Origin of the sequence: Planosporangium flavigriseum (assembly GCF_011947225.1) — a bacterium.
In the GTDB taxonomy this organism is placed as follows: Bacteria; Actinomycetota; Actinomycetes; order Mycobacteriales; family Micromonosporaceae; genus Planosporangium; species Planosporangium flavigriseum.
Genome location: NZ_JAATVW010000009.1, coordinates 190,057 through 201,075 on the forward strand (window position 1 = coordinate 190,057; position 11,019 = coordinate 201,075).

The 11,019-nt window shown below is 70.5% G+C and carries 12 protein-coding genes; 7 read left to right on the forward strand and 5 right to left on the reverse strand.

The window, feature by feature from the left end:
* Nucleotides 1-27: 27 nt before the first annotated feature.
* From HC028_RS15150 to HC028_RS15165, 4 genes are read left to right on the forward strand one after another with little or no spacing between them, the layout of a single operon-like run.
* On the forward strand, nucleotides 28-1,500 hold the full coding sequence (locus HC028_RS15150; RefSeq protein WP_168077779.1) for an APC family permease: 1,473 nt from the start codon (nucleotides 28-30) through the stop codon (nucleotides 1,498-1,500).
* A complete protein-coding gene (locus tag HC028_RS15155) occupies nucleotides 1,500-2,816 on the forward strand; it encodes an aspartate aminotransferase family protein (RefSeq protein ID WP_168077781.1) in 1,317 nt (438 codons plus the stop codon). The genes HC028_RS15150 and HC028_RS15155 overlap by 1 nt, the downstream gene beginning before the upstream one ends.
* On the forward strand, nucleotides 2,810-3,952 hold the full coding sequence (locus HC028_RS15160) for an amidohydrolase family protein (protein WP_168077783.1): 1,143 nt from the start codon (nucleotides 2,810-2,812) through the stop codon (nucleotides 3,950-3,952). The genes HC028_RS15155 and HC028_RS15160 overlap by 7 nt, the downstream gene beginning before the upstream one ends.
* Nucleotides 3,949-4,827: a MurR/RpiR family transcriptional regulator gene (locus HC028_RS15165; protein WP_203981605.1), complete on the forward strand. Its 879-nt coding sequence runs from the start codon at nucleotides 3,949-3,951 to the stop codon at nucleotides 4,825-4,827. The genes HC028_RS15160 and HC028_RS15165 overlap by 4 nt, the downstream gene beginning before the upstream one ends.
* 7 nt (nucleotides 4,828-4,834) lie before the next feature.
* On the opposite strand, the gene HC028_RS15170 is transcribed toward HC028_RS15165, so the two are convergent.
* Nucleotides 4,835-5,200, reverse strand: a complete 366-nt coding sequence (locus tag HC028_RS15170; RefSeq protein WP_168077787.1) for a DUF2267 domain-containing protein — start codon at nucleotides 5,198-5,200, stop codon at nucleotides 4,835-4,837.
* Between the two features lie 68 nt (nucleotides 5,201-5,268).
* Nucleotides 5,269-6,066 carry an endonuclease/exonuclease/phosphatase family protein gene (locus HC028_RS15175; protein ID WP_168077789.1) on the reverse strand — a complete coding sequence of 266 codons (798 nt, stop codon included), beginning with the start codon at nucleotides 6,064-6,066 and terminating at the stop codon, nucleotides 5,269-5,271.
* Between the two features lie 115 nt (nucleotides 6,067-6,181).
* On the opposite strand from HC028_RS15175, the gene HC028_RS15180 reads away from it, so the two are divergent.
* From HC028_RS15180 to HC028_RS15190, 3 genes are all read left to right on the forward strand, one after another.
* Nucleotides 6,182-6,649 carry a hypothetical protein gene (locus tag HC028_RS15180; RefSeq protein ID WP_168077791.1) on the forward strand — a complete coding sequence of 156 codons (468 nt, stop codon included), beginning with the start codon at nucleotides 6,182-6,184 and terminating at the stop codon, nucleotides 6,647-6,649.
* Nucleotides 6,646-7,551: an NRAMP family divalent metal transporter gene (locus HC028_RS15185; RefSeq protein WP_239075730.1), complete on the forward strand. Its 906-nt coding sequence runs from the start codon at nucleotides 6,646-6,648 to the stop codon at nucleotides 7,549-7,551. Before HC028_RS15180 ends, HC028_RS15185 begins: the two co-directional genes overlap by 4 nt.
* A 69-nt stretch (nucleotides 7,552-7,620) precedes the next feature.
* Nucleotides 7,621-7,812: a hypothetical protein gene (locus HC028_RS15190; RefSeq protein WP_168077482.1), complete on the forward strand. Its 192-nt coding sequence runs from the start codon at nucleotides 7,621-7,623 to the stop codon at nucleotides 7,810-7,812.
* 188 nt (nucleotides 7,813-8,000) lie between these two features.
* Here the strand turns inward: HC028_RS15190 and HC028_RS15195 are convergent, their stop codons facing one another.
* The 3 genes from HC028_RS15195 to HC028_RS15205 form a co-directional block, all read right to left on the reverse strand.
* Nucleotides 8,001-9,389 carry an FAD-binding oxidoreductase gene (locus tag HC028_RS15195; RefSeq protein WP_203981606.1) on the reverse strand — a complete coding sequence of 463 codons (1,389 nt, stop codon included), beginning with the start codon at nucleotides 9,387-9,389 and terminating at the stop codon, nucleotides 8,001-8,003.
* Between the two features lie 377 nt (nucleotides 9,390-9,766).
* Entirely contained in the window at nucleotides 9,767-10,654 is an 888-nt protein-coding gene (locus HC028_RS15200) for a TIGR03619 family F420-dependent LLM class oxidoreductase (RefSeq protein ID WP_168077793.1), read from the reverse strand.
* Nucleotides 10,655-10,657: 3 nt separating this feature from the next.
* The coding region (locus HC028_RS15205) for a PRC-barrel domain-containing protein (RefSeq protein WP_205861422.1) at nucleotides 10,658-11,019 on the reverse strand (362 nt) is incomplete at its 5' end.

Below are 11,019 nucleotides of genomic sequence, written 5' to 3' on the forward strand. Positions count from 1 at the left end.
CTCTCAACCCCGGTAAGGAGCGAGGCCATGAGCACAGTTTCCAATAGCCGCCGCAAGCTGAAGCTGTGGGAGGCGCTCGCGCTCTCCCTGGGGCTGATGGGGCCGACCCTGGCGATGGGCGGCAACGGCCAGGGCCTGATCGACTCGGTCGGCAAGGCCGTTCCGCTGGTCTTCCTGCTCGGCTGCGTCGGCGTCGGGCTGGTGGCGTACGGCTTCGTCCGGCTCACCCGTTACTACAACCACTCCGGCAACGCGTACGCGCTCGTTGGCGCGACGATCGGCCCGCGCGCCGGGTTCTTCGCCGGCTTCGCGCAGCTCGGCACGTACCTGTTCTTCTCGATCTGCACGCTCGCGGCGCTCGGCGCGTTCACCAACGCCTTCCTCGCCGCCGCCCAGCCGGGCAGCGAACACCCGTTCCAGCTGCCCTGGGTGGTGACCGCCCTCATCGGCCTCGCGCTGTCGGCGTTCCTCAACACCCGCGACACCAAGACCGTGGCGCGCTGGCTGCTGGCGATCGAGGGCATCGGCATCGTCTTCATGATCGTGCTCGCCTTCGTCATCCTCGGCAAGGGCGGCGCGAGCTCCACCGGGCTGGACTTCTCGACGTTCTCCCTGTCCGGCGTGAGCTTCCAGGCCGTCATGGGCGCCGTCGTCGCGGCGTTCCTGTCCTGGGCCGGCTTCGAGGCCTGTGCCTCGCTCGGTGAGGAGACCGACAACCCGCGCCGCAACATCCCCCGGGCGCTCGGCGGCGCGGTGCTGCTGACCTCGGTACTGTTCGTGTTCGTCATGTTCGCCCAGATCGTCGGCTTCGGCACCGACGACAAGGGCCTCCAGGCGTTCAAGGGCTCGGGCAACACCCTCGGTGCGCTCGGCCAGAACTACATCGGCCTGTGGTTCGGGCTCGTCATCCTGTTCACCGCGGTGATGTCGGCGTTCGCCTCCCACCTGTCCTCGGCCGCCACCGCGAGCCGGATGGTCTACGCCCTCGCCCGGGACGGCTTCGGCCCGAAGTCGCTGGCTGAGCTGGACCCCAAGCACGGCAGCCCGCGTAACGCCCTCTGGGTGGTGCTGGCGATCACCGCCGTCGTGGACGTCATCTCCTGGGCCAGCGGACGACCCGTGCTGGGCACCGGCGACGCCGCGCTCGACTCGTACTTCTATTTCGCCATCATCGGCACCGTCTGCCTGATGTTCACGTACCTGATGGTCGAGGTCGGCGTGATCCGCTTCATCGCCACCGGGCGGGTCGCCATCCCGAAGTACGAGATCGTGGTGCCGATCCTGGGTGTCGGCGTCATCGCCGCCGCCTTCTACTTCAACGTCAAGGGTCAGGACAGCCTGCTCAACTCGCCGTACATCGCGTTCGCCTGGTGCGCGGTCGGCCTGGTCATCGTGCTGGCGGCGCCCGGCCTGGCCCGGCGGATCGGCACCACGCTGACCGCGGAGCTCGGCATGGATGCCAAGGGCAACCCCGCTCCCGCCGCACGCCAGGAGATCTGATGAGCAACTCCCTGTACGAGCGGGACGCCGCGGTCGTCGCCGGCATCGAGAAGCTGCGGTTCTTCCCGCTCGCCGTCACCGAAGGTGAGGGCTCGTGGCTGGTCGAGGAGGGCGGCCGGCGGCTGCTCGACCTCAGCGCCACCTGGACCGCCTCCGGCCTCGGCCACGGCCACCCGGCCGTCACCGAGGCGGTGACCCGGGCGCTGCGCAAGCCGCCCGGCGCCGGTGGCCTGTCCGCCGTACACCCGGACGCGGTCGGCTTCGCCGAGGAACTGCTCGCCCTCACGCCGGGCAGCGGTGACCGTCGGGTCTACTTCGGACACGCCGGCAGCGACGCCAACGACGTCGTGCTGCGGGCGTGCCGGCACGCCACCGGTCGGCACCGGATCGTCACCTTCCAGCACAGCTACCATGGCGGCGTCGGCGTGGCGATGGGCGTCTCCGGCGTGCACATCGACGCCGGCGCGGACGCCGAACCCGGGCTGTACCTCGCGACGTACCCGAACCCGTTCCGCCCGCACGCCGACGGGCCGGACCCGGTCGAGGCCAGCGTGGCCGCGTCCCTGGCCGAGATCGAGCGCGAGCTGAGCAAGGGCGACGTCGCCTGCCTGATGGTCGAGCCGATCCTGTCCGACGGTGGCCTCGTCGTGCCGCCGCGCGGATTCCTGCGGCGCCTGCACCAGGTGTGCCGCAGCTACGACGTGCCGCTCGTCTGCGACGAGGTCAAGATGGGCCTCGGCCGCCCCGGGGTGCTGCACGCGTTCCAGCTCGACGACGTCGTACCGGACATCATCACCTTCGGCAAGGCGATCGGCGGTGGGCTTCCGCTGTCCGCGGCCGTCGGACCCGCCGCGATCCTCGACGGGCCGGCGGCCTCCGCGCTGCTGACCACCGCGGGTAACCCGATCTGCACCGCGGCGGGGCGGGCTGTGCTCCGCACGCTCATCGCCGAGGACCTGCCCGGGCAGGCCGCGGCGCGTGGTGAGCGGTTCCTGGCCGGCCTGCGCAAGCTCCAGCAGGAGCTGCCGACCATCGGCGACGTGCGCGGGCACGGGTTGGCTATCGGGCTCGAACTGGTCACCGACCGCGAGACCAACACCCCGGACCGCCGTGCCGCCCAGAAGGCGGTCTACCGGGCCTGGCAGCTCGGCGCGGTCGTGTTCTACGTCGGCGGCAACGTCCTGGAGATCACTCCGCCGCTCGTCATCACCGACGGGGAAGTCGACCTCGCGGTGGAGATCCTCGGTACGGCGATCGCCGACGTCACGGCCGGTCAGGTGCCCGACGAGCTCGTGGCACCGTTCGCAGGATGGTGAGTATGGAAAAACTGGCCGACGTCATCGAGAACCTGCCGCTGGTCGACCACCACGTGCACGGCGCGCTCGCCACCGCCGTGGACCGGGCGACCTTCGAAGTGATGATCACCGAGTCGAGCGTGCCCGCGCCGTCGGGCACGACGCACTTCGACTCCCAGGTCGGCTTCTCGATCCGGCGCTGGTGCGCGCCGCTGCTCGACCTTGCGCCGCACGCTAGCGCCGAGGAGTACCTGGCCCGGCGCGACGAGCTCGGCAACGACGAGGTCAACCGGCGGCTGCTGGCCGCCGCCAACGTCGACCGGTACGTGATAGAGACCGGGTACCAGGGCGACGCGACCCTGGGCCTCGAGCCGATGGCGGCCGCCAGCGGCCGGCCGGTGCACGAGGTGGTGCGCCTCGAGGCGGTTGCGGAGGCGGTGGCGCGGGACGGCGTCGGTGCGGCTGAGTTTGCCGAGACCGTACGGGAGCGGCTGGCGGCCCACGCCGAGACGGCGGTCGGCTTCAAGAGCATCGTCGCGTACCGTCACGGCTTCGACGTCGACCCGGCCCGCCCGGCTGACGCGGAGGTGCTGCTGGCCGCCGACCGGTGGCTGCGCGAGGTGAGCGCTTCCGGGGTTGCCCGGATCGCGGATCCGGTCCTGCTGCGGTTTCTCCTATGGCAGGCCGTCGACCTCGGTAAGCCGCTGCAGTTGCATGTCGGGTACGGCGACGCCGACCTCAACCTGCACCGCAGCAACCCGCTGCTGCTGACCGAGTGGCTGCGGCAGGTGGAGGGGCGCCTCGACGTCCTGCTGCTGCACTGCTACCCGTTCCACCGCGAGGCGGGGTATCTGGCTCAGGTCTTCCCGCACGTGTACTTCGACGTCGGGCTGGCGCTGAACTACGTCGGGTCGCGCAGCATCGCCGTGGTCGCGGAGTCCCTCGAACTGGCCCCGTTCGCCAAGCAGCTGTACTCGTCAGACGCGTGGGGACCGGCCGAGCTGCACTACCTCGGCGCGGTGAACTGGCGGCGCGCCATGACGCGCATCCTGGGCCAATGGGTGGACGACGGTGAATGGTCGTTCGACGACGCCGTCCGGGTCGCCACTATGATCGGGAGCACGAACGCCCGTCGGGTCTACGGGCTGCCAGAGTGACCACGCACGCTCCCCCCGACGAGCAGCGGCCGACCGTGGCGGAGCAGACGCGCAACAGCATGCAGGAGTTCAGCTCCGCCGAGCGCAAGGTCGCGCGGGCGCTGCTCGCGGAGTACCCCGGCGCCGGGCTGGACACCGTGGCGCACCTGGCGGAGCGGGCCGGCGTCAGCGCGCCGACCGTGCTGCGGTTCGGCCGGCGCCTCGGCTACCAGGGGTTCCCCGAGCTGCAGGCGGCGCTGCGCGACGAGTTGGCCCGCCGGACGTCCGGGCCCCTTGCGCGCTTCGAGACGCGCCGCCCGGCGGGTTCGGCGTCCGAACTCGTACGCCGGGAGGCCGAGGAGCGGGGTCGGGTGATCGCCGCTTCCCTCACCGCGATCACCCCGTACGAGATCGACGCGGCGGTGGCTCTGGTCGCGGACAAGTCGCGCCGGGTGACGTGCGCGGGCGGCCGGTTCAGCCAGGTCCTCGCCCAGTACCTGGAGCTCTACCTGCAACAGCTGCGGCCGAAGACCCGGCTCCTGGACAGCTCACCGTCCCGGCGGGTCGGGCAGCTCGTGGACGTGGGCAGGGGCGACGTGTTCGTCCTCTTCGACTACCGGCGGTACCAGCGCGACATCGTCGCGCTGGCGGAGCAGGTCCATTGTCGAGGGGCGTCGGTGGTGCTGTTCACCGATCCGTGGCTGTCGCCGGCCGCCGCGTACGCCGACGTGGTCCTCCCGACGAGCGTCGACTCCCCGTCTCCGTTCGACAGCCTGGCGGCGGGGTTCGTCCTCTGCGAGGCGCTCGCCGCCGGGGTGCTCGCGGTGCGCGGTGAGGCCGCGACGAAACGGATGCGCCACTGGGACGAGTTCGACAGCCTGGAGCTGCTGTCCTGACCGGCCCTCAGGCCAACTCCCGGAATTCCAGCGGCAACTGCGCCATCAGCTGTGTCCACTCGGCGTCGGTGACCGTTTCGTGTACGGTCTCCAGCACGCCGCGTACGGCATCCTCCGTCACGGGGCGGCCGAGGTCGGCACGTGCGTCGATCCGTCGGAAAAATTCGGACGCCGGGAAGCCCTCGGCCGAGATGCGCTCGTCGATCAGGTCGCCGCGCAACTGTTCGGGCAGCATCCCCGCCAGGTCGCTCGCCTCGCCGGCGTCGATGTGCTCGGCGAGGGTGTGTAGCACCGCACGGGTCAGCGGTTCGGCGAGGTCGGGGGAGACCCTGGACCGGACGGCGACCCGGTCGAGGAACGCGCCGTACTCCATCGGGCCGCCCTACCCGGCCTCTTATGGGACAAACTTCGCTATGGCCGGAGTTGCTATGGCCGGAGTTGCTATGGCCGGAGTTCGGTGACGACGGCGAAGTGATCTGACGGCCAGAGGTCGTCGACCGGGGCGGTGCCGGCGAGCCGGGCCGACCGCACCTGCCCGCGACCGCGCCGGTGCAGCCCGACGAGGATGTAGTCGATGCGAGAGTCGGGCAGGACGGTGTCGGCCTGGTAGCCGTTGCGCCGGTCCCAGGTGAAGCCGGGGTCGGCCGGGTCGGCGTAGCGCCAGGCGTCGACGAGCACCAGTCCCGGCACTGCGGGCGCGGTGCGTAATCCGCTGAGCAGCCGGATCTCGTCCGAGTCCGGTTCGGCGTTGAGATCGCCGGTGACCACCGGCGGGTAGGTGCAGTCCATGCCCTCCTCGGCGACGAAGGTGGCCAGTCGCCGGACCTGCGGCAGGCGTAGCTGCGAGCCGCCGGGCCGGTAGGTAAGATGGGTGGTGAACATCGGCAGGACCCCGCCCGGCGTCTCGATCCGCGCGTGCAACGCCACCCTGCCCTCGCCCGGGTCGCTGATCGGCAGGCGGACTTCGGTGTGCCGGGCGATGGGCCAGCGGCTGAGAACGGCGTTGCCGATGACCGGGTCATCGCCCTGTTCGGCGTTTTCCGGGGTAGCTCTCGCCCAGCACCAGTACATACCCAGCCGGTCGGCTAGTTCGGCGGCCAGGTTCTGGCCGCCGGCGGCCCACACCTCCTGCAGACCGCATACGTCCGGGCTGACCGCTGCCAGCGTCGCCGCGATGGCGTCGAGTCGGCGTTGCCACGGCCCGTAGCGGCCCCACAGGTTCCACGTCAAAATCCGCATCCCCCTACTCTTCCCATGATCATGAGAACAATGGCCAGTTACCCTGCGGCTCCGCCAGACCGGTGCCAGCTGCGGCGGGGGGTGCATTCGGGTTCGTCAGGGGTAGTCCGCCCAGGTGAGCTGGCGCGGACGCCGCCGGCTGGCATTGTGGTTGGCAGCCCTGATCGCGGGCTGGGGCGCGCTGGCGGTGATGAGTGGTGCCCGGCCGAGCGGCCAGGACTTCGACAAGGTGCTGGCCAAGTCGGCTGAGGGCGCCCTGTCCGCGGTACGGACGGCGCAGCTGGCCGGGCAGGCCGAGCTGGACGGCCGCGCCACCCGCACGTACCTGTCATCGGTGCTGGACGACGCGCTGCGGGGGGTCGTGACGGCGCAGCAGCGGTTGGCGCAGGTCCCGCCACCCGACCGTGGACAGCCGGGTAACCGCGATGAGCTGTTGAAACTGCTGCACGACGCCGCCCGCGCCACGGGCGATCTCGTGGCGGCCGTTCAACGGGGTGACGACAGGGCAACCAGGTTCGCCGTCGACGCGCTCGGCCCGATCGGCGACCGGCTGGCCGGCTTCGTTGAACGGCACCAGCAGTGAAGAAGCTCCTCGCCGTCACGCTCGGCATGCTGACCGCCATCGGTGGCTTCGTCGACATCGGTGACTTCGTGGCCAGCTCCCAGGCCGGCTCCCGGTTCGGCATGTCCCTGGCCTGGGTGCTGGCCCTCGGCGTGCTGGGCATCTGCTCGTACGCGGAGATGGCCGGCCGGGTCACCGCGATCAGCCAGCGGGCGGTGTTCGACCTCGTCCGGGAGCGGCTCGGCCCACGGGTCGCGCTGGTCAATCTCGGCGCGGCGTTTCTGGTCACGATCATCACGCTCGGCGCGGAGATCGGTGGTGTCGCGCTCGCTCTTGAACTGGCCACGAGCATCCATTACCTGCTGTGGGTACCGATCGTCGGTTTTGTGTTGTGGCTGGTGCTGTGGCGGCTGAAGTTCCAGACGCTGGAGCGCGTCTTCGCGCTGTTGGGCCTGGCGCTGATCGTGTTCCTCGTCGCGCTGGTGCACCTGGGGACCGATTGGCGCGGCATGTGGCAGCAGGCCACCCATCCGGTCCCGGCGGACGGAGAGGACTGGTCGACCTACGGTTACTTCGCCGTGGCGCTGTTCGCGTCGGCGCTGACGCCGTACGAGGTGTTCTTCTTCTCCTCCGGCGGAGTCGAGGAGAAGTGGGGATCCGGCGACCTGCCGATCATGCGGGTCAACGTACTCGTCGGGTTCCCGGTCGGTGCGCTGTTGTCGCTGGGCATCATGGCGACCGCGGCAACGGTCTTCCACCCGCTGCGGGTCCAGATCAATTCGGTTGGTCAGGCCGTCCTGCCGATCGCGCTCGGCCTGGGCAAGATCGGCCTCGCCGGGCCGCCCGCTTCCACACGCTGCTCCTGGTCAGCATCCTGCTCGGCGTCCTGGCACTGTTCACCGCGATCGACCCGGTGCAGCTGACGGAGTTCATGCTGGTGTTCAGCGCGTTCATCCTGCCGCTGGCCTACCTGCCGATCCTGGTCGTCGCCAATGACCGCGAATACCTCGGCGACGGTGGTTGCCGTCATGGTCAATCGAGGCTGGCACGGCCGGCTCCTCGGCTACGTACGTCGTAACGCCGACGGGCCCTGGCTGCTGGACCAGGCCGCGAAGCTGATGACACGCAACATGCGGACCGTCGCCTGGAACGAGGTGACGATAGGGGACCGGCGGGACGACTGATCATTCGCTCCAGTGGGCTGCCACCCAGGTCTCGTACTTCGGCCGCACAGCGCTGGGTGGATTCAATCCAAAGTGGAGATTGCTCGGGGCCGCTTCGATGAGGCGCGGACGACGGTGCTGCGGGCCCTCAGCCACGTTCTGTACCGGCTCGGCCGCCGTGAGTGGGCGGCCGAGCCGGACCTCAAGAGCTATGCCACGAACGCCTGGCCGAATCGGAACATGTTCGCCGGGTCGTACTCCTCCTTGATCTGCAGCAGCCGCTCGCGGTCTTCGGGCGCCCACGCCGCCAGCAGCTGGTCCGGCGTCGCCTTGCCGGCGAAGTTGAGCGGGGTGCCGGGCGTGATGAACGGCGTGACCGCATCGAGCACCGCCCCGCCGACGGCGGGGACGATCCCCTCCAGACCGGGGAAGAGCGGCCCGAGAACGAAGAACGAGAACCCGGCGCCACGGCCCGGTACGGCGTTGGGCACGTCGGCCTGGCGGCTCAGCGCGCCTCCGAGATGGCGCAGCTCGACCATGACCAGCGGCAGCTCGACCTGCGGCCCGGCCGCGGCCAGGATCGCGTCCACCACCTCCGGCGTCAGGTCGGCCAGCATCGCCCCGCGCTCCCAACCGGGCATGGGGTCCGTGGGGTCCTGGTGAATGGCGTCGACAGCGGTGAAGGGCATCTTGTCGACGTAGTCGATGACGGCCGGTGCGACGGCCCGCATCGGCGCCAGCAGTCGCGCGCCTTCGTCGGCGTCACCGGAGTGGATGAACCGCAGGTGTACGACGGTCTGACCGCGCAGCGGCTCAGGCACCTCCGGCAGCGGAGGCAGCCGCAGGATCGCGACAGACGTCGTCGTCTCCTCGGGCAGCGTCGACGTCCAGGTGCGGTACGCGTGCAGCACGTCGGTCGCGACGGCGCCCGGGTAGAAGATGCCCCCCGCGTACAGGGTGCTGATCGGCATCAACGCGATCTCGATGGACGTGACGATGCCGAAGTTGCCCTTGCCGCCGCGCACCGCCCAGAACAGGGCCGCGTGGTGGTCGGCGTCCACGTCGTGGATGCTTCCGTCGGCGGTGACGATCTGCAGGCTGCGTACGTGGTCGGCGGCGTAGCCGTACCGGCGGGCCATCAGGCCGATGCCGCCGCCGAGGGTGTAGCTGACGGCGCCGACATCGGACGACGAGCCGCTCAGCGGGGCCAGGCCGTACGGGGCGGCGGCCTCGATCACTCGTGCCCACTTGACTCCGGCGCCGACGCGGACGGTGTTGGTGGCCGGGTCCACGGTCACCTCGTCCATTCGGTGCGTGGTGACGAGTACGCACCCGGTCGCGGGGGCGACCGCTCCGTGGCCGGTCGCCTGCACCGCCACCGGCAGTCCGTGCTCGGCCGCCCACCGGACGGCTGCCGCCACGTCGGCCGTGGTGGTGGCGCCGATGGCGACAACCGGGCGGTGCACCGTCGCGAGGTTCCACGCGGCGATCTCGGCGTCGAAGCCAACGTCACCGGGTAGGAAGACGGGCCCGGCCAGCCGGCCGACCAGCTCGGTGGCGGTCAGCGCGGCGGACGCCTCGGGATGAGTTGCGGTCACTACTAGCTCCTTGCGTTAGGGACGCGCCCCGGTGGCGGTGGACGCCGTCGGGACAGACCGTGCCCGGCCCGACTTGCGATCCCCTTGTCGGGGGTTGATGCCGACTTGCAATCGACGCCTGGTCTGGGCCGCAGGGCGAAGCTGAGTGGGCGAGACTGGGCGTTGCGGACGCGTAATGGATACCAACGTGCAGTCAGTGCGGATTTGCAGCGAATGCCGAGTCGAATCATTGGTCGGGGCGTGCCGGCACGACAGCGAATCGTCGGAAGTCTGGGCGATGCCCGGACAGATTCGTACGAACAGCGCCCGGCGCTGGCCCACCGGCCAGAGCGGGACGTCGCATGGCGGCGGGGAGGTCTGGTCAGATTGGACGCGGCTCAGAGCAGTTCTCTGACCCGGTCCAGGACCTGCCAGTGCCGGTCGAAGTCGCCGCGGTCGGCGGCCAGCGGATCGTCAGTGTCCAGCACGACGTGGGCCGGGTCGAGCGAGCGCAGCCGTTGCAGGTCATCGGCGATCTGATGCAGGTCGCCCTCGCCGGAGCGCCGTTCGGACTCCGGAAGGGACCGGTCGCGCAGCCTGATCTTCACCCGGGGCGCGAGCGCGGGGACGGGCCGCCCCTCGTTCACGGCCTCCTGCCGCAGCAGCGGTAGGCCCTCGTGCTCCAGCCAGCCCAGATCCACGTCGAGGGGGTGCCAGGCGTTGCCGAAGCGCACGGCGCGGCGGATCGCCGGCCAGCTCTGTCCACCGACCCAGACGGGCGGATGCGGTGCCTGCGCCGGCAGCGGAGCGGTGTGGACGTCCGTGAAGGAGACGTACTCGCCCGCGAACGACGCCACCTCGTGCGTCCACGCCGTGATGATCGCGGCCAGGTACTCGTCGGTGAGGCGGCCGCGCAACTCGAACGGCACGCCGAGCGCCCGGTACTCCCCGGCCGCCCAGCCGGCGCCGACGCCGAAGACGAGCCGGCCGCCGCTCAGCTGGTCGAAGTTCGCCGTCATCCGCGCGACCAGGAGCGGGTGGCGGTACGGCAGGATCGCCACGGTCGTACCGAGCCGGATGCTCGTGGTGCCCGCCAACCAGGCAAGCGCGGTGAACGGCTCGTAGAACGGCGTCGGGTACATCGCGTGCACGTCGGGCGTCACGGCGACATGGTCGGAGAGCATCGCGACGTCGAAGCCGGAGATCTCCGCCCGCTCGACCCATCGGCGGAGGCTGTCCGGGCCCGTCGATGCGCCGAAGTTCACCACGTTCACGCCGAGCTTCATGATTCACAACTTCCGGCTCAGCCAGTCCCAGGCCCGGCGCAGTCCGGCCTGCAGCGGGTTCTCCGCCGGGCCGTCAACTGGCCCCGGCGCCGTGGACGGCTCTCTAGGCTCGTGCAGGTCACCGCGGCCGACCGACAGCAGCACCCCGCGCTCGTGCAGCTCGGACACCTGGTCGGCGGCGGCGAACAGGTGATGTCCCGGCAGTGGCAGGGTATGGACGATGAGGCCGTGGAAGATGTCCAGCGCGACGTCGGCGACGACATGTTCGACGACACCGACCCGGTCGCCGTCCCGGTCATAGACCGGCGTGCCCTCCCGGAGCGCGAGGTACGCGATCGGCGGGCCGATCTCCTCCACGACGTCAA